We start from the raw sequence: 18,043 nt of genomic DNA on the forward strand, positions 1-18,043 counted from the left end.
AGACGAACCGTGTTCACGTTACCCGTGTGTTGCTCGGAATTGGAGGCGTTATCCGACAGCCGGACGAGGTCCGTGCGCAGCCCCGAAAATATAAGGGGACCCCGCGCACCCGGCAGAGCCCATTGACCCTTGCTGCCTTCCGGCCCTGGGGGAGTTCACAGGATGCGCGCCGCGCGGGATCCGTCGGCCAGTGTAGCCGCTCCCGCGCCCACCGTGGTCCCCCGGGGTCGGCGAACCCGCCGAAAACAGCCCCAACAGGCACTTCCGCCCTCCCGCCGCCCCCATTTGGCGTCCGGCCTCCCCCTACCGGTATGCTGCTCCACGGAGGATTCGCCTAGTGGCCTATGGCGCTCGCCTGGAACGCGGGTTGGGTTAACGCCCTCAGGGGTTCAAATCCCCTATCCTCCGCCATCGAATGGCCCTGACCAGCCCACGCTGGTCAGGGCCATTCGTTTTGTCTTCTACATATTTGGTGACGGATGTGTTCATGGGCGTCGTCCGTCTGTCCGCCGAACTTCCCACCGTCCGTCAGGCACCACAGGCACATCAGGATGAGCCCCCGCGGTTGCTCAGACAACACGCGCTCTCCAATACCTCCCGGCATCATCGACAGGCACCTTGACCACACACCCACAGCAGGCTGGCGGTCCTGGTCCGCCACGGTCCAGCCGAGGCGCGGAGCTTCCGCGCCGAAGCCCGGAACGAGGCCGGCTCCTCGGCACTGCCGACCATCCACGACACCTTCACCGGGATCATCGACAGTATGACCAAGGTCGAGCCAGGTACCCGGCGTCGCTGCCGGCGGGTGCTGGTCCATGACATCGAGCCGTTCTCCGGAGCCAAGTCTTCGGTGACAGTATTCTTCGAGACGGTGATCGGACGCTGGATCAACCACCTCGCCGAGAACGTCGGCAACGCCGCGGAAACCATTGCGAACAAGCACGGTGTGCTCTTCGGCATCCCCGAGAGGCTCGCGCGCCGGGGCGTGACGCCGTCCAACTCGTGCGAACAGACTGGGCGTGCATCGTGACGGTGCTGGTCACCCTGCGCGGCAACTCGGCCTCCGGTAAGTCAACGGTCGCCGCCGCTGTCCAGCGGCGCTTCGAGCGGAGCAGGTGTGCGGTGGTGCCCCAGGACGTGGTGCGCCGACAGATGCTGCGCGAGTCCGACGAGCCGGGTGCCTTCAACGTCGAGCTGATCGCGCAGATCGCTCAGGCGTGTCTGACCAGCGGTCGCGTGGTGATCGTCGAGGGCATCCTCGACGCGCACCGGTACGGGCCGATGCTCAGTCACCTGACCACCGAGGCTCCCCGCTCGCTGCACTACGGATTCGATCTCACCCTGGCCGAGACCAGGGCACGCCACGCCGGGCGCCCACAGGCCGCGACGATCCCCGAGCAGATGCTGGCGCAGTGGTACCACGGCTGGCAGCCGCTACCCGGCATCGACGAGGTTCGCATCGACGCCACATGGACCTGCGAGCAGATCGTCGACCGGATCTACAGCGACGTCGTCACCGCACAGCAGCATCGCTAACGCGTTGCCGATTACCTTATCCGCGCGCAGGATTCGTGGTTATCGCCTGAAAGACACAGTCATCGTTCAGGTCGTGCTCATCGCGTCGTACCGATCGCAATTCGATTGTTGACGATCAGCCGTAAGCCTTCTGCCTTGCCAGATGGGTCATGCCGATCGTCTTGCCCCACTGGTTGCTTCCCTCGTGACCAACCCTTCCGGCCCTGCCGCAATTCTCACGCGATAGGGGAAGCAACCGTGTAAACCAGTCTGATGCTGGACTCCCAACTTTGAAACCCGGTTCTCGGTAGCACTTTTCCTTCCAACGTCGGCTGCGCCTCGCCGATGCCGTCGACGTTGCCCACATAAAAATAGGCTTGACCGCCCGAAACGGATATCAAGGAGCTCGGCATACAGGCGATCTCGATGCCGTAACCTGCGGAAGAATTTACGCGCGGAACCGATCCCACAATAGTACGAACCTTTGGCCCGTGCATTTTCTCGGTTGATATTCTCAGGTCGAGATCTTGTTCGACAACAAGCAGCCCTGTGTTTCCTTCGTCAATCTGAAGCGCGGTGCGCAGGTCCAGAAGCATGCCGACCGACGAAATATGAGACATATAGCGAACATCTATAATGCACGCTTCCAGCAGCAGATCCTCGGTAGTGAGCGGATTCCATTGAATTACTTCTGGACTGCGGCCATGGTCGCCCGAAAGGAGCGATTCGAGTCGTACCACCCGAGCTTCGTTATCACCGATCAACTGAACCTACCTAGGTGAGAGTTCAATGTGAGCGTATGGATCGAAATTTGAGCTAGGGGATCGGATACTCGAAACCCCATAACCGTTCCTGTTCACAGCGCGAAGGCGAGTAGGACGTTGCCGGGCATTCCGGTGGTGATCTGGCGGCCGTAGCCGGAGTTGGTGAACAGCATGCCGTTGGCGATCACGGCGCCGTGGCCGTTGATGCCGCCGCCGACGCCGGGGACGCCGTTCACGGTGTGGAAGAAGCGGGCGGTGTTGTATTCCCAGAGGATGGCGCCGGTGTCGGCGGCGAAGGCGCGCATCTTGCCGTCCATGCTGCCTTCGAAGACCAGGCCGGGGGTGGTGGAGACGGCGTTCGGCATGGCGAGCTGGCACAGCGGCAGCATCGGCAGCGGTGGTGGGTCGAACAGGCAGCCGTGCGCGGGATTCGGCGTGCTCCAGAGGACGTCGCCGGTTGCCGGATGCAACGCGAACAGCGTGCCCGGCGTGCCCTGATACGTGGCGACGTACAGCCGTCGGCCGTCGTAGCTGGCACCCCACTGGATACCTTGCAGCGACTCCGAACCCGGGATGGGCAGCACCGGGACCGGCGTATTCAACCTGGTCTGCCAGATGATCTCGCCGGTGACGGCGTCGAGTAGATGGAACACCCCGCTCTTCTGCCCGGCGCCGACGACCAGCCGGTCTCCGATCTCGAAAATATTGGGCTGCGAACCGAAGTCGAAATCGTGGCCGGGATCCGGGCAGTTGCCGCCTGGCGGCGGATACGTGCAGCGGCCGTTCCACGGCGCGTCCCCCGGCGTCATCCGGCGCACCCAGCGGGTGGTCCCGGTGTCGAGATCGAGGGCGCCGATCGCTTCCGCCCCTTCGGGATAGCCGGTGTAGGGGTTGCCCGCGGTGTAGTACAGCGTGCGCGACTCCGGGTGAATCGTGGGCGACGACCACACCGGCGCACCGCTGGGCGCAAACGGCGGCGACCCGCTCGGCGTCGGCTCCGCCGGCGGGATGGTGTAGTGCTGCCATCGGATGCCACCGGTCGCGGCGTCGAGCGCCGCCACACTGCCGCGGAAAGTGCAGCACGGGTAATTGTCGAGGGTGGCACTGCCGAGTTCCTGGCTGGAGACGCCGACGTAGATGTGACCGTCGAAGGCCAGCGGCGAACCGGTGATGATCGCCAACCGGTGCGCGTCCAACTGGCGGACCCAGCGCAGGGCGCCGGACTGCGCGTCGAGCGCCCACATCCTGGCCGAGTTGTCACCGAAGAACACCATCCCGTCCATGACCGCGGGCCCGTTGCGCAGCCCATAGGTCGGCAGGTTTCCGCCGAGCGGCGTCTCGGCTCGGAACGACCACCGTGTCGCGCCGGTGTTCGCGTCCAACGCATAGAACGTCCCGTTGCGGCCGCCGACATAGACGGTGCCGTCCACCACGGCCGGCTGACTGGACGCGGCGATCGTGTCGGGAAACGCGAAGGCCCACTTCAGTTTCAGCGATCCCACCGTGGCCGGGGTCAACGCGGTCTCGTGCGGGTTGTAGCGCGAACCCGCGAGATCGAACTGCCACATCGGCCAGTCACCGTCGGCGCTGTCGGCGCCAGCAGGCGGCGCCCCGATCAACAGCAGCACAGCCGCGCTGATCAAGACCGTCAGGCGCAGCCGCGCACCCCTGCGAACCCTGACCCCGCAGCCGGCAACGATCTTCCAATCCATAACCGAGCCCCCGTCCCTTGACGACCACCAAGCGCCGCCGAAGTGTGACCCGAGTTACATTACGCGCCACCGACCGTCGCCGTCGCCACTCGATTCCACCAACCGAAACGCCTCGGGGTCTCTCGTGCTGCGAGTCTCCACAGTTGCCCGAGACCGTCCAGCCCTGCACGCGGAGTGCAGCAATCGCGCTCCTACGGCTTCAACTGTCGGGGACACGCGAGGCGGGATGACGACGCCGACGCGCATTGCGATGGGGGTACATGAGGCAGGCAGTCTCAGGTAATGCCAGGTCAATCCGCATCTTTGCTGGTAAAGCGGCGATCTTCGTAGGTGGAGTCGTGCAACCTTCGGCGTGAATCGACATCAATCCGTCCGAGACGGACTATTGCCGGGGAGCAAACACCGGGGTAGGTTCGGCTCAGATGTGAGTCGGTGCGGTCTCACAATTGGTTAGGGAGATGGCCGTGTTGACGAAGTGGTCTCGGCGGTTGGTTGTGCTGGCGGTGGCGATCACGGCGTCGGCGGCGACGTTGCACGCCGGTGTCGCGGCGGGTGCGCCGGAGAGGGCGGTGCCGGTTCCGGTGCAGCCGGCCGCGCCGGTTCCGGTGCCGCCGGAACTCGATCCAGGGTTCTACCGCCCGCCCGCCGAGGTGGTCGCGGCGAAGGCGCCGGGTGAGATCATCGCGGCGCGGCAGGTCAATGTCGCGAACGCGGGGCTGATTCCGGTCAATGTCGACGCTTGGCAGGTGTCGTACCGGTCGAACAACAGCCGCGACGAGCCCATCCCCGCCGTCGCGACGGTGCTGAAGCCGCGCGGGTCGGCGCCGGACAAGCTGGTCTCGATGCAGATCGCCGAGGACTCGCTGGCTGCGTATTGCTCGCCGTCGTACGCGGTGCAGCAATGGTCGCTGGCCACCTTCGTCGGGCAGATCGTCGCCCCGCTCGAATTCGTCATCGCGCAGGGCGCGCTGCAACAGGGTTGGGGCGTGGTCATTCCCGATCACCAGGGCCCGGACAGCGCGTTCGCGGCCGGACCGCTGGCCGGCCGGATCACCCTCGACGGAATAAGGGCCGCACGGGATTTCGGCCCCATGCGACTGACACCGGACGCCCGCATCGGCATGTACGGCTACTCCGGCGGCGCGATCGCGACCGGGCACGCCGCCGAGCTGAAGCAGACCTACGCACCCGAACTCAACATCGTCGCCGCCGCAGAGGGCGGCGTGCCCGCCGATTTCGGTGCGGCGCTGGAGAACGGCAACGGCCAATTGTGGGCGGGCATGATCATGGGCGCCGTGCTCGGCATCGGACGCGAGTATCCGGAGTTCGGCGCGCTGCTCAACCGGGACCTGGATCCGCTCGGTCAGGTGCTGTCCGTGGTCAAGGGCGGCCTGTGCGTGCAGTACAACACCGGCCTGTTCCCCTTCGCGAATCTGAAAGGGATGCTGCGAGTTCCGGAAGGCGACCCGATGCGCAACCCCGTGGTGCGCGACACCCTGGACAAGACCCGCATGGGTAAAGCAGTGCCCGACATGCCGATGTTCATCTACCAAGCCAACCCGGACGAACTGATTCCGGTCGGCCCGGTCAACACCCTGGTGGACACCTACTGCCAGAGCCCGAGCGCGCAGGTCCAATACGTGCGTGAACATCTCGGCGAGCATGTGACCACGGAGGTTTCGGGCGTCGCGACCGCGCTGCTCTGGCTGCGCGACCGACTCGACGGCAAACCGGCCGCCCCCGGTTGCAGCACCTCCGATGCGGGCTTCATGGCCTTGAATCCCGAGGGCTTGGCGCTGCTCGCGCAGACCTTCGGCGAGACCGTGGCCTCGTTCTTCGGCAAGCCGATCGGCGTCAAATAGGCACACAGCACGCTACACGTGCAAAATCGAACCGGCCGTTGCTTCCAACGGCCGGTCTCGGTAACCCTCGGGTCCAGTACGCACTACGCGTCCGGACTGTGAGGAGGCGGTCATGCCCGACCACGAACACTGGTACCTGGTCTACGAGCGCGACGTGCTCGGCGAACCCGGCAGGCCCTGGCCGACCCGCCCGCGATCCAGACCGCAGGTCGAGGAAACGACCCGCTCCGCTTCCCGACTCCGGATCCTCCGCACACTACTGTCCCGCCACCGTACCGAAGAGTGAAGCGCCCCCGAACCTTTCGCGTTACCGCTGTGGTCGTCACCGACCAGACCTTTGAACGCGCAGCCCGCGATCATGGGGCCGGGGTTTCGAAGCGCAGGGGCAGGGTGAGTGGGCCGGTAGGGCCCAGGGTGGGGCCGGGTCGGCTGGGGGCGGCGAGAACCGGGTGCGGGAGCCGACGGGCCAGAATCGGGAGGGCTTCGGCGATCTCGGCGCGGGCCAGGGGTGCGCCGAGGCAATAGTGGATACCGCCGCCGAACATGAGGTGTGGTGCGGGTCTGGTTGCGGTGATATCGAATTCGGCGGTACCGAATACGGCGGGATCGGTATTCGCGGCATTGGTGAGCATGTTGATGAAGCTGCCCGCCGGAATGGTGAGATCCTCGAATTCGATGGTCTCGTCGGTCATCCGCCAGATCGTGTTCACCGCAGGCGCGACCCGCATGATCTCCTCGACCGCCCGAGGTGCGATCGAGGGATCCTCGGCCAGCAGCCGCCACTGCTCCGGATACTCGAGGAAGGTCTGCATCGCCAGGCCGATTTGCTGGCGGGTGGTGTCCTGTCCCGCGAAGAGCAGCGCACTCGTCATCGAGCGCAATTCGATCGGTGAAAGACGGTCGCCCGCTTGCTCGGCCGCGATGAGGTCGGTCAGCAGATCATCGGACGGGGTGGTGCGGCGCTGCTCGATCAGTTCATCAATCGCTTCGTGCAATGCCGCCAGGGCGGTCTCGATCCGATCGAGATTCGCGACCGCGGAAACACTGAACATCAAACCGATTTCGCTCGGCAGGCGGCGGAAGTCCTCCCATCGTTCACGTGGCACACCCAGCAGCTCACACAGAATCCGTGCCGGATAACGGTCGGCGAAGTCCGCCATGAACTCACACTCGCCCGCCGCGGCGATCGGTTCGACGAGTTCCGCTGTGACGGAACGCATTACCGGTCGCAACCGGTCCACTGCGGCCCGGTTGAACGCCTTGCTCACCAATTGCCGCAATCGGGTGTGATCGGCGCCTTCGACGCTCGGCAGCACCGAGCCGATCCAATCCACCGCGGGCCCGGTGGTAATTCCCTGCGCGGCCAGGGATTCCACGCCACCCCAGCGCACACGGCGGTCCGCGAGCAAGGCCGCGGCCTCGCGATGCCGCAACACCGCGAACCCGATCGGCGTGCGGGCGTACCAGTTCGCGGCGCGGGCGGCGGCGACCTCCGCTGAATCCGGCCGGAACGCCGGATCGAGCACATTCAACTCGACGACTCCGCCCGCGGAGCCCACCTCGTGTCCGGCCATCGACATCCGAAATCACCCTTCCCACCGGAACGGTCCACCTCCCGGGACCTGGTGCAAAGGACGCTACGGACGGCCGCGGGCCCGGCCTATCGCAGATTTCTCGTATTTCCTAGTCGCGCCCGTACAGCAGGCCGGTGAGCTGGCGTCTGCTGCGGATGCCGGTCTTGGCGAAGATCGCGGTGAGATGGGCCTGCACGGTCAGCGGCGAGATGAACAGCCGTTCGGCGATCTCGCCGGTACTGCAGCCCTGGACGACCAGCTCGAGGACTTCCCGTTCGCGTGCGGTGAGCCCGAAGGCGGCGTAGAGCAGCGGCGCGACGACGCCGGGATGCGCGGCCTGCAGGACCAGCGCGACCTGGGTATCGGTGGCCGACGCGTGCAGCGACACCCACCGCCCGGTGCTCCCGCGCACGCGGGCCGATGCTTCCTGTTCGGTACGCGCCCGCTCGGCCAGGGCGAGCACCGCGAACGGCAGTGCGTCGTCGGCCGAGCCCAGTTCGGCCAGCCAGGACCGCGCGGGTTGGGAGATCGAGCGGATCTGCCCCGCCGCATCCAGCACCAGCACGCCGGGCCACCGCAGCTCGTTGCCGGGCGCCGAACGCGCGAGCACGCCCGCGGTGCGCAAACCGCGGCCGAGCACGGCGGCGAGATCGTGCGCGAAATCGCGTTCGTCGGTGGTGAAGTCGTGCGGCCGCTCCCGGAACAGCGAGATATTGCCCCAGCAGGCACCGTCGATAACCAGCGCGGTGCGCAGCTCGCCGGTCATGTTGTTGGGGCGCAACAGTTCTCGATATCGAATGCTGCGATCCAGCTGTCCACCGGTCTCTTCGCTCAGCACCCCGCTGTGCCGTTCGCCGAGCGCCAGGGCGACGAAGGAGTTGTAGTCGTCGGGCAGGTACGCGAACCGAGCCACCTCCGCATCGGGCGGCGGCATATCGAACGATCGGTAGCCCGTCTCGACCATGCTGTCCGGGTCGGTGGTGTGCCAGCAGCCGGAGTCGTGCGGCACCGCCGCGGCCAGCAGCACCGCCGCCTCATCGATCAGATCGGCCGTGCTCAGGCTCGCCGCGGCCAGCCCGAGCATCCGCTCATACGTTCGCTCCCGGAGGCGACTGCTCACCTCCCCAGTGTCGCGCGCAACCCTCGCGCAGCCAACCCCTTATCGACCTCAGCGGATGGCCGCCACCAACGCGTCGGTGACCGAGCGCCAGATCACGCCCGCTTCGAGGAAGCCCGCTTCACGCAATTCGGTGAGATGCCATTCGACGGGATGCGTCTCGCCGGTGACGTGGGTGCTCAGAATTTCCCGGCTGGCGGCGACGTCGGCGGCGAGCTGCGGGTCGGCGGCCGCGGCCACCCACCAATCCGCCCAATCCAGCGTGCCGGCCTCGGTGACCCGCTGCTGATGCGCCTGCTGCACCGCCTCGTCCAGAGCGTTCAGCAACGGTGTGCCGGGGTCGGGCATGTGGTCGGCGTTGAGGAAGATGCCGCCGGGACGGAGCAGTTTGCCGAGGTCACCGTAGAGACGGACCAGCGGTTCGGCCTTCAGCCAGTGCAGCGCCGTCGCGGTCACGATCGCGTCGAACGGTTCGTCGGGCAGCTGCGACATCCAGTCCGGCGACTTGATGTCGGCGGTCACGAACGTCATCCGGGTGTCGTCCGCGAAGGTGCCGCGCGCGATGGCGAGCAGGGCCGGATCCCGATCGATGCCGACCGAGGTCGCCTCGGGCAGCCGCGCGAACAGCCGCCTGCTGATGGTCGCGGTGCCGCAGGCCAGGTCGAGCACCCGCGGCGCCGGTCCGGCCACGGCCTCGACCATGTCGAGCATCACCCGGAACCGCTCCTCGCGGTCGGGCAGGTAGAACTCTTGCTGCCGGTCCCAGCTTTCCTGCCACTGCTCCCAATCCATGACGCCTCCGAATGAGTAGGAACTGTCATCGCGTATGCGCTCGGCAATTGCGCTGTGCCGGAATATGCGGAGAATCACGGCGGGCGATCAGGGCACTGTTTTCCGGGAGACAAGCAGCCGAGGGAACGATACCCGCTGGACACCGGGATATTGATGAACGACGGCAGGGGCCGATTCCGGAAACAATCGCCGGAATCAGCGCTCGGTCAGCTGAAAGCGGGTCAGGCGGGTTCGATGCGGAACACCGCGATCCGCTCGGCCGCCTCGGCCAGGACCGCCGGGCTCGCCTCCGCGACCAGTCCGGTCTTCACGAACCATTCGTCCAACCGCGCCGGGCCGTTCGCGATATGGTCACTTAGCAGCGTACGACGTTCCGCCACAGGCAATTCCACCATCCGCACCGCCGAAGAACGCCGGCCACGGGACAACGTGACGGTGGACGCCGCGCGAACATTGGCCACCCAAGCGGACTTCCCGTAGGCCTGGAACACGTAACGCTCGCCGGCGATCGGGAGCACGGACAGCGGAACGGTCCGCAGTGCGCCGGTGCGACGGCCGGGGACCGTCAGAATATGCATGTCGCTGAACGAGATTCCCAGTTTCTGCAGCAGCTTTACCAGGCTGTTGAGTTTGTTGATCCGACGACGGAGCCGCACGGGGTCCTGAGCCATGCCGTCCACAATAGTGCCGATGCGGCGCCGTCGGTGGCCAGGACCGCGCGCTGCTGTCACGATGGTGGACAGTCCGGGGAAGGGGAGAAATGCGAATTCTGGTGCTCGGCGGTGCGGGACAGATGGGGCGGGTCACCGCTGCGGTCCTCGCCGGTGACGACGCGGTCGAGCGTGTGGTGGTGACCGACCTCGACGAACGCAACGCACGCGCCGTCGCGGATCGGTTGGGGCCCAAGGTATCCGGCATCGGCCTCGACGTACTGGACGAGATCGCGCTGGCCACTGCGCTGCGGGACTGCGATCTGGTGGCCAACGCGGTCGGGCCGTTCTTCCGGTTCGGCGTGCCGATCCTGACCGCGGCGATCGCGGCGGGCCGCGACTACGTCGACATCTGTGACGACTGGGAACCGACCCTGCAGATGCTCGAGTTGGACGACGCGGCACAGCAGGCCGGGATCACCGCGCTGGTGGGCATGGGCGCGAGTCCGGGCATCGCAAACCTGTTGGCGTGCACCGCAGCCCGCGAACTCGACACCGTGGACGACATCATCACCGGGTGGAACATTGCCGGCTCCACGCCACCGGCGGCCACCCCCGGCACCCCGAACGCGGCTGTCGCACACGGGATCCACCAGATCACCGGCACGATCCGGGTGCTGCGCAACGGCAGGATGGTCGATCGGCCCGCGTTGGAACAGCGCAGGTTCCACTACCCGGGCATCGGTCCCGCGCGCGGCTGGACCTTCGGTCATCCGGAGGCGGTCACGCTGCACCGCGGCCATCCGCACGCGCGGGAGAACGTCAACCTCGTGATCGGTCAGCGTTGGACCATCGCGTTGCTCGCGGCCCTGCGCTACAGCGTGGATCACCGGCTCCTCTCGGCGAACGGCGCTGCCCGCATCGTCGAAGCGGTGGAACGACGCGCGCCCGCGCGCCCGGCGAGCGTCCTGCGCCCGGGTGCGCCACCGCCGATGTTCGCGGTGCTCAGCGGCACCCGCGCCGGGGTCCCCGCTACCGCCGCGACCGCATTGGGGCAGGTCCCCGGCCTGTCGATGGCCGAGATCACGGGCGTCCCGCTGGCCGTCGCCGCGCGTATGCTGCCCGCCTCGCCCGGTGTGCACACCCCGGAATCCCTGCTCGACCCGGACGCCTTCTTCGCCGCACTCGCCCCGCACTGCCTCGGTGCGCCCGCGCCGCACGCCATGACGATCACCACGCGCTCGTGGGTCGACGATCACACCAATACCGAAAGTCTTTCCGCGGCTTTGCTCACCGCACTCTTGGTGCCGCCACGGCCGTCGGCGTAGCGGTTGTTGCGGATGCGTGGCGCCGCGCCGCGCAGTACTGTCCAGCGCGGCAGACCCGCCGCCGACCGACTCGGAACCCGGTTCTCCTGACCTCGGCGCGGCCGCAGTGCAAACGATTGGCGCCCCATGACCACCCCACCGCACGCCCCGCAGCACCCGCCGGCGAACCGGCCGCCGCGACTACCGACCTGGCTGTGGGTGCTGCTCATCGTGGTGACGCTCGTGGTCGGCGGCGGCGTGGCCACGGCCGCCGTCGTGGCCTCGAAGGACGCGAGCGGTTCCGCCACCGCCGCACAGGCGACGTCGCAGGCCGCCCGCCCGACGACGGCGCCGCCCACCGGAACCCCCACTGGGCTGCCCACCGACCCGAAAAGGGTGCGCTACGAGGTCATCTCGTCGACCGGAACGGTGCCGCGGCTGCACTACATCGACGACGGGGGTCCGCATTCGGAGACCAAGGTCGCCTCGCCGTGGTCCAAGGAGGTGCTGACCTTGCAGAAAGACGTGCTGCTGACGCTGACGGCACAGGGCGGCAAGGACGACGACCTGATCTGCCGCATCACCGTCGACGGCACGGTGCGCACCGAACGGGCGGCGAAGGCACCGCAGGCCAACGCCATCTGCACGCTCGATTGACCTGCCGACGGACCGCGCACACCGGTGCGTGCGCGGTCCGATTCGCTATGTCAAGTACACCGGCAACGTGCGGTGGCCGTTGGAGATGAAACTGCCCACCGGTTCCAGTTCGGCCGGGTCCACGGCGAACCTGAGCTTCGGGAACCGCTCGAACAGCGCGGGCAAGGCGATCGTGGCCTCGAGCCGAGCCAGCGGCGCGCCGATGCAGTGATGCGCGCCGTGGCCGAAGGACAGGTGCTCCTTGTTCACCCGGTGCACATCGAAGGTGTCGGCCGTCGCGCCGTGCACCTGCGGGTCGCGGCCCGCGCCCGCGTAGGACGCGAGAATGGCCTCCCCCTTGGGGATTCGGATCTCGCCGAGCTCGATGTCCTCGACCGCGTAGCGCAGCGGCAGGTGCGCTACCGGCGCCTCGTAACGCAGCGTCTCCTCCACCAGATCCGACCAGGGCACCCGGCCGGCCAGCACGTCGGCGCGCTGGTCATCGTGCGTCAGCAGCGCGAAGATCGCCTGATCGAGCAGGTTCACCGTGGTCTCGTGCCCGGCGTTGATCACCAGCATCAGTGTGTCGACGAGTTCCTTCTCGACGAGTTGCGAACCGTCCTCGTCGCGGGTGGCGATCAGCACGCTGGTCACGTCGTCGCCGGGCGTGGCCCTGCGGTACGCGACCAATTCGCTGATCAGACCGTACATCTCGAGGTAGTTGGCCTGGGCCTGCTCGGCGGTGAACGAGGAGTCGAAGAAGCCGTCGACGCATTTGTGCAGGCTGGGGCCGAGATGTTCGGGCACACCCATCATCTCGGTGATCACCTTGATCGGCACCGGATACGCAAAACGCGCACGCAGATCGACCGATTCGCCCGGCGGTGTCGCCGCGAGCGCGTCGATCAGCGTGGTGGTGATCTCCTCGATGCGCGGGCGCAGAGCGGTGCTGCGCCGATGCGTGAACGCGGGCGAGACCAGTCGGCGCAGCCGGCGGTGGTCGGTGCCGTAGGCAGTGAACATGTTGTCCACCGCGACCCACGGCAACAGCGGCCAGGCCTCGGTGATCTCCCCGTTGATGAACGAAGACCAGTGCCTGCGCGGATCCTTGGAGACGCGCGGATCGGCCAGCAGGGTCTTGAGCAGGACGGCATCGGTCACCGACCACGCGGGCACGCCGCCGGGTAATGCCACCAAGGCGACTGGTCCACGCGCGCGAATCCTGGCGGATTCGCCCTGGATGTCGACACCCGTCGTGTCCAGGACCAGTGGTTCGTGCTCCATCGGACGCTCCTTACATCATGTTCAACGGAGGGGACTTGGGGAAAATGACCGGAAGCGCCGCCAGCGCGCGGTGGAAAGGCCCGGGCCGCCAGCTCAATTCGGAGACAGGGACGGCGAGCTGCATCTCGGGAAGCGCGTCCAGCAGCTGATCGATGGCGTCCTGCACCACCAGGTACGCGACGGATTTCGCGGGGCACGCATGCGGCCCCGCGCTCCAGGCGAGGTGCGAGCGGTTACCGGTACGGTCCCCGCCGCGAATCTCCGGATCGTTGTTGCACCCCGCGAGGCTGATCAGCACCGGCTGATGCGCGGGCAGCCAGTTGTTGTCGATCAGGATCGGCTGGCGCGGATAGGACGTGCAGAAGTTCGCCATCGGCGGATCGTTGAACAGCACCTCGTCCAGCGCGTCCCGGGTGGACAGGCTGCCGCCGAGCACATCGCCGCCGAAACGATCGTCGGTGACCATCAGCAGCAGCGTGTTGATGATCAGGTTCTGCTGCGGTTCGATACCCGCCCCGTAGAAGCTGATCAGCTGCGACAGCATCTCCACATCGTCCAGCTCGGCCGGATGGTGCGCCAGCCGGGAGGTGACGTCGTCACCGGGTTCGGCCCGGCGCAGCTGGATCAGCTCCATCAGCGCCTCGCTGAGCATCTGCATGCCTTGCGCGGCATTGACGGTGTCGAAGAGCGCGGCCATCCCGGTCGCCACCCGCTGGCCCAATTCCGCCGAGCAGCCGACCATTTGGTTGAGCACCTCGAACACGAGCGGAAAGGCGTACTGGGTCACCAGATCCGCGGAGCCCGCCTGACAGAACGTGTTGATCAGCGGGATCGCGATCTGCTCGACGGTGGAATGCAGTGCGTGCAGGTCGATTCCGTCGATGGCCGCCGTGTAGGCGTGCCGGTAGCGGGCATGCGCCGCACCGCTGTTGCGCAGCGCGTTCGGGTACCACTCCATCATCGGCTTGACCGGCGAGTCCTCGGGGATATTCTGCTGCCAGGTGCGCGGGTCGGCCGGAAAATGCTCCGGGTCGTTCAGGATGCGCAGCGCGGTTTGATAGCCGACCACGAGGGTCGCCGGGACGCCCGGCGCCACCTCGATCGGCACCAAAGAGCCGTAGCGCTCACGCATCTCGGCGTAGGCGCGGTGCGGGTCGGCGGCGAACTCGGCGGTGTGCAGCAGCACCCGGGGGCCGTCGGTGTCGATCGGCGATCCGTGCTGCACCGGGCAGGCGCCCGGCAGTGCGGGGGTGGTGGCTGCGGTGTTCTGCGACGTGGTCAAAACAGTGAGCTCCATACGATGTAAGGCCGGTCACGCACCTCGGTCACATGCGGCGGAAAGGTCAGAGGTGTATCAGGTTCCAGCCGACCATAAGTGACTATATGTGGATGATGCACATCGAGGGACGGAACCAGGTGTGGCGAAGGTGGATTCGCCGTGGTCACCGCACAGTTATTGCCCAGCACCCGTTTTCGATCGGGATAGTGCTCGGTTTGCCGAAGTTCAGGAAGCGGTCCCGGCCCACCGCGGGTCGCGGCCGGTGACAGCGACGATTCGATCGATCAGGGCGGCATCCTCGGAGGTGTCCACGGCGGGTCCCCACAGTTGCGGGATCGGAGCCTTCGGCACGAAATCGACTACGTGGTCCAGGCACGCCCGCAAGGTCGCGGTGGGCAACTCCAGCGGGCGACCGGTCGCCCTGGCCAGGTCCCAGCCGTGCACCACGAGTTCGGTGAGCACGATCCTGCCCCAAACCTCGTTCGGCAGTGCCACATCCGGGGACAGCGCCGTTGTGCCCTGCCAGGCTTCGGGTGAGTCCCAGGCCAGCGTCAGCGCGTCGACCAGCTCGGCTGTCTCGCGACGGCGTGCGGCGTCGACAACGGTCGGGATGCCGGCGGGATCATCCGGCCGATCGGAATCCTTGCGCGCCATCGCCGCGAACCCGACCGCAACCTCACGGATATGCCCGATCAGTTGCGCGACGGTGTACTCACTGCACGGCGTAGGCCGGTCCAGCTGCTCGTCCGTGGTGGCGTTCAGGAGCTCGATCACGGTGGCACCGGCCGGTTTCAGGTCGAGCACGATGGTCCTCCTCCGGGTCGCCGCGGGCAGGGGCCCTCTTCCGTGCAGACGATGCGGCGCACCGGAATTAATCGGTGCCGGAGTCAGTCGACCTTGTAGAGCCAGATGTCCGGGACAGCCGGTTCACCTGTCGCGGTCCAGCGATAAGTGCGCGCCAAACCGGTGCCGTCGTAGTTGTGCAGGTAGGTGAGAAGTTTCGGCCTGGTGTCCTGGCCCGCGGCGATGCCCTTCAGCACGATGGTGGTCAGGTCGTAGGCTTCGGCGGAGCCAGGGCCCGGGAGCTGACCGTTGAGTGCCTCGTAGTCGGCGGCGAACCGGCCGACCACCGGCGCACAGGAACAGGAGATCAGCGCACCCGCCGCCGAATCACCCGCCGCGGCAACGAAGTCTGCGGTCACGGTGCTTTCGGCGGAGACGAAAGGTGCCGTGACACCCGCTCCGCGCAGCTGTCGCAGCAGTTCGGCGGCTTCTTCGTACCGTCCCGAATAAAAGACCGCGTCGGGTCGCGCGGCGGCGATATCCGCCACCACGGTGGCGAAACCGCGGTCACCCCTGGAGATTTCCGCACCACACTGCGCGTCGGCTGCGGCGCCGATGCCGGCGACGACGCTGCCCGCCAAACTCCTGCCGTACCCCGACTTGTCCTCGACCACGCAGATCTTGCGGAAATGCGCGGTGCCGACCAGGTACTTCGCCAATGCCGCGCCCTGCACGTCATCGGCGGCCAGAGCGCGGAAGAAGCTGAACCAGCCGTTGGTGGACAGCGTCGGGTCGGTGGCCGACGGAGTCAGGAACGGTAGTCCAGCGTTGTCGAAAACCGCGCCTACGGTGCGGATTTCATCGGAGATCATCGGTCCGATCAGCGCGACTGTCGACTGGTCCTGCACGATCCGTCCCGCCGTCAGCGCCGCCGCACCGCCCGCGGTGTCGACCTCTCGCACCGTGACCGTGCACCCCGGATTCGCTCTTGTGAACCGGTCCACCGCCAATTCGACGGCACCGTAGGTATAACGGCCCGGCCCGGTGGGCCCGGTCGCCGCGATAGTGACGGGCGCGCAGGTCGCCTTGCCGTCACCGGCAGGGTCGGCGGCCGTTGCCGGCTTGGGCAGTTGCCGGCCCTGCACATCGATCTGTGCCAGCGGCGCAACGGTTCTCGGCGCACCGCTGGTCCCCGGCGCGATCGCACCGGCCCACTCGATGGCCGCGGTGGCACCGCCAGGAGTTTTATGCCCGCCATCGAACCCGCCGAAAGCCCACACCGCCCCCACCACCGCCGCGGTGGCGACCACGAGCACGGAGCCACCGATGCCCGTCCGCCGCAGTGCGCGACTCGCCACGGGTCGTGCGGGTCCGAACTCGTTCGAGGACGACGTATCCGACGTCTGTCGCGGGGGACCCGAACGTGCGGATCCAGCTGGGATGTCCTGCGGTTCCGGGACGGCCGCGGCGTCAGCGGCCACCACGTCAGCCGCCGTCGCTTCAGCCGCGGGACCGGGTCGCGTGTCACGCGCTCGCGACGCTGGAGACGCGTTCTCGGACAGCGGCGCCGGCCATTCGGCGGGACGGGTTTCTGGATGTGAGCCTAGCGCTGATGCAATCCGAGTTTCTGGAAGCGTCGGTCCAGATTCCTCGCGAGGCCCAGGTATCGCCGAGGTTGAGGCGTCCGCTGGCTTCGCTGTTCGAGTTTCCGCCTGCACGTCGCCTGCTGACCGCGTTGCGGGCGAACCGGCTTGTCGCTGTGGCGATTCCGCGGGCCGCACCCAGGCCTGCGGGGTGGTCGGCGGAGCCGAGAGTTCGTTCACCGCAGGGTCGGAGATGGCGTGCAGAGCAGCGGTGGCGAACTCGGTACAGGAGGCGAACCGTTCGTCAGGGGTCTTCGCCAATGCCTTGGCCAGCACCGCGTTCAGCGCGGGCGGCAAGCCTGGACGCCGGTCGCCGACCGCGGGCGGCGACTGTTGCAGATGACCCGCGATCAAGCCCGCCGGACTGTCCGCGACGAACGGAGCCGTGCCGGTCAGGAGCCAGAACAGCGTGCAGGCCAACGCGTATTGGTCGGATCGGTGGTCGACGGGGGCGGCGGACAACTGTTCCGGGGACGCGTACGCCAGTGTCGCGGCGAACATTCCGGTGCGGGTCAACTGCTGGGACTCGTCGCGCAGGCGCGCGATGCCGAAGTCCGTCAACAGGATTCGTTCGTCCTGCCCCGCCGTCGCCCTGGCCAGCAGGATGTTCGCCGGTTTCACGTCACGATGCAGCACCCCGACGGCGTGCGCGTAGTCGAGGGCCTTGGCGGTCTCGGCGACGATCTGGATCGCTCGCCGCGGCGCCAGCGAGCGCGGGTCGAGCGCGCCCGCGTCGGTGCCGTCCACATACTGCATCGAGATCCAGCGCGTGTCGTCGTCGATACCGCGGTCGTACACCGCCACGATGTTCGGATGGTCCAGCCGCGCGACCAGCTCCGCCTCACGCTCGAACCGCGCCAGCATCTCTTTGTCGGCATGCAGGTTCGAACTGAGCAGTTTCAACGCGATCCGGCGCGGCAGTCGCGGATGCCGCGCAAGATACACCGACCCCATCCCGCCCCGGCCCAGCCGGCGCTCCACCACGTACCCGGCGAAGATCTCACCAGCGCGCAGCATTCCGTCCTCTCCCACCCAGGGTCCCCCGACCACCGGCCCGGTCATCGTAGCCTGCGAATATCCCGTGGTCCCCGCACCGACGCAGCAGTCCCCCGGCCCCACCCAGCC

Annotated in this window: 16 protein-coding genes, 1 tRNA gene and 1 other RNA gene; 7 read left to right on the forward strand and 11 right to left on the reverse strand. The window is 67.2% G+C overall.

All coding sequences use genetic code 11. The features are described 5' to 3' along the window. Positions 1-90: 90 nt before the first annotated feature. An RNA gene (ffs, locus tag NBRGI_RS45855) (signal recognition particle sRNA small type) lies at positions 91-185 on the reverse strand. A 138-nt stretch (positions 186-323) separates the two neighbouring features. Between ffs and NBRGI_RS09735 the strand changes: the two genes are divergently transcribed. From NBRGI_RS09735 to NBRGI_RS09745, 3 genes are all read left to right on the forward strand, one after another. Next, a tRNA-Ser gene (locus NBRGI_RS09735) sits at positions 324-411 on the forward strand. Positions 412-763: 352 nt separating this feature from the next. Beyond that, positions 764-1,030, forward strand: a complete 267-nt coding sequence (locus tag NBRGI_RS48095; RefSeq protein WP_029894697.1) for a hypothetical protein — start codon at positions 764-766, stop codon at positions 1,028-1,030. Then, positions 1,003-1,536, forward strand: coding sequence for an AAA family ATPase (locus NBRGI_RS09745; RefSeq protein WP_158439842.1), 534 nt, complete (start codon positions 1,003-1,005; stop codon positions 1,534-1,536). The genes NBRGI_RS48095 and NBRGI_RS09745 overlap by 28 nt, the downstream gene beginning before the upstream one ends. 215 nt (positions 1,537-1,751) lie before the next feature. Here the strand turns inward: NBRGI_RS09745 and NBRGI_RS47355 are convergent, their stop codons facing one another. Beyond that, positions 1,752-2,279, reverse strand: coding sequence for a hypothetical protein (locus tag NBRGI_RS47355; protein WP_148310758.1), 528 nt, complete (start codon positions 2,277-2,279; stop codon positions 1,752-1,754). Positions 2,280-2,371: 92 nt separating this feature from the next. Then, positions 2,372-3,991, reverse strand: coding sequence for an outer membrane protein assembly factor BamB family protein (locus NBRGI_RS09750; RefSeq protein WP_051727627.1), 1,620 nt, complete (start codon positions 3,989-3,991; stop codon positions 2,372-2,374). Positions 3,992-4,458: 467 nt separating this feature from the next. Here NBRGI_RS09750 and NBRGI_RS09755 point away from each other — a divergent pair, with 467 nt between their 5' ends. Continuing rightward, positions 4,459-5,853 (forward strand): lipase family protein, encoded by a 1,395-nt coding sequence (locus NBRGI_RS09755; RefSeq protein ID WP_370627713.1) that lies wholly within the window; start codon positions 4,459-4,461, stop codon positions 5,851-5,853. A gap of 112 nt (positions 5,854-5,965) precedes the next feature. Next, on the forward strand, positions 5,966-6,139 hold the full coding sequence (locus NBRGI_RS48100) for a hypothetical protein (RefSeq protein ID WP_158439844.1): 174 nt from the start codon (positions 5,966-5,968) through the stop codon (positions 6,137-6,139). A 70-nt stretch (positions 6,140-6,209) separates the two neighbouring features. On the opposite strand, the gene NBRGI_RS09765 is transcribed toward NBRGI_RS48100, so the two are convergent. From NBRGI_RS09765 to NBRGI_RS09780, 4 genes are all read right to left on the reverse strand, one after another. Continuing rightward, positions 6,210-7,433 (reverse strand): cytochrome P450, encoded by a 1,224-nt coding sequence (locus NBRGI_RS09765; protein WP_081877980.1) that lies wholly within the window; start codon positions 7,431-7,433, stop codon positions 6,210-6,212. Positions 7,434-7,536: 103 nt separating this feature from the next. Then, positions 7,537-8,547 (reverse strand): helix-turn-helix transcriptional regulator, encoded by a 1,011-nt coding sequence (locus NBRGI_RS09770; protein ID WP_148310759.1) that lies wholly within the window; start codon positions 8,545-8,547, stop codon positions 7,537-7,539. 48 nt (positions 8,548-8,595) lie between these two features. Then, the gene (locus NBRGI_RS09775) at positions 8,596-9,336 is read right to left on the reverse strand and encodes a class I SAM-dependent methyltransferase (protein ID WP_029894703.1); all 741 of its coding nucleotides are present in this window, start codon (positions 9,334-9,336) and stop codon (positions 8,596-8,598) included. Positions 9,337-9,557: 221 nt separating this feature from the next. Further along, positions 9,558-10,067, reverse strand: coding sequence for a nitroreductase/quinone reductase family protein (locus NBRGI_RS09780; RefSeq protein WP_235210901.1), 510 nt, complete (start codon positions 10,065-10,067; stop codon positions 9,558-9,560). A 29-nt stretch (positions 10,068-10,096) separates the two neighbouring features. Between NBRGI_RS09780 and NBRGI_RS09785 the strand changes: the two genes are divergently transcribed. Together NBRGI_RS09785 and NBRGI_RS45055 are read left to right on the forward strand one after the other, a co-directional pair. Further along, a complete protein-coding gene (locus NBRGI_RS09785) occupies positions 10,097-11,314 on the forward strand; it encodes a saccharopine dehydrogenase family protein (protein WP_029894705.1) in 1,218 nt (405 codons plus the stop codon). A gap of 126 nt (positions 11,315-11,440) precedes the next feature. Then, complete coding sequence (locus NBRGI_RS45055) at positions 11,441-11,950, forward strand: MmpS family transport accessory protein (RefSeq protein ID WP_051727629.1); 510 nt, start codon at positions 11,441-11,443, stop codon at positions 11,948-11,950. Positions 11,951-11,995: 45 nt separating this feature from the next. Here the strand turns inward: NBRGI_RS45055 and NBRGI_RS09795 are convergent, their stop codons facing one another. The 4 genes from NBRGI_RS09795 to NBRGI_RS49020 all read right to left on the reverse strand — a co-directional run bounded on the left by NBRGI_RS09795 (position 11,996) and on the right by NBRGI_RS49020 (position 17,950). Then, positions 11,996-13,213, reverse strand: a complete 1,218-nt coding sequence (locus tag NBRGI_RS09795) for a cytochrome P450 family protein (protein ID WP_029894707.1) — start codon at positions 13,211-13,213, stop codon at positions 11,996-11,998. A gap of 10 nt (positions 13,214-13,223) precedes the next feature. Next, positions 13,224-14,510, reverse strand: a complete 1,287-nt coding sequence (locus NBRGI_RS09800; RefSeq protein WP_051727630.1) for a cytochrome P450 — start codon at positions 14,508-14,510, stop codon at positions 13,224-13,226. A gap of 207 nt (positions 14,511-14,717) precedes the next feature. Then, positions 14,718-15,296, reverse strand: coding sequence for a TIGR03086 family metal-binding protein (locus NBRGI_RS09805; RefSeq protein ID WP_029894709.1), 579 nt, complete (start codon positions 15,294-15,296; stop codon positions 14,718-14,720). 83 nt (positions 15,297-15,379) lie between these two features. After that, the gene (locus tag NBRGI_RS49020; protein ID WP_235210902.1) at positions 15,380-17,950 is read right to left on the reverse strand and encodes a bifunctional serine/threonine-protein kinase/ABC transporter substrate-binding protein; all 2,571 of its coding nucleotides are present in this window, start codon (positions 17,948-17,950) and stop codon (positions 15,380-15,382) included. Positions 17,951-18,043: the final 93 nt, after the last annotated feature.

Origin of the sequence: Nocardia brasiliensis IFM 10847 (genome assembly GCF_000710915.1) — a bacterium.
Classification (GTDB): Bacteria; Actinomycetota; Actinomycetes; order Mycobacteriales; family Mycobacteriaceae; genus Nocardia; species Nocardia brasiliensis_A.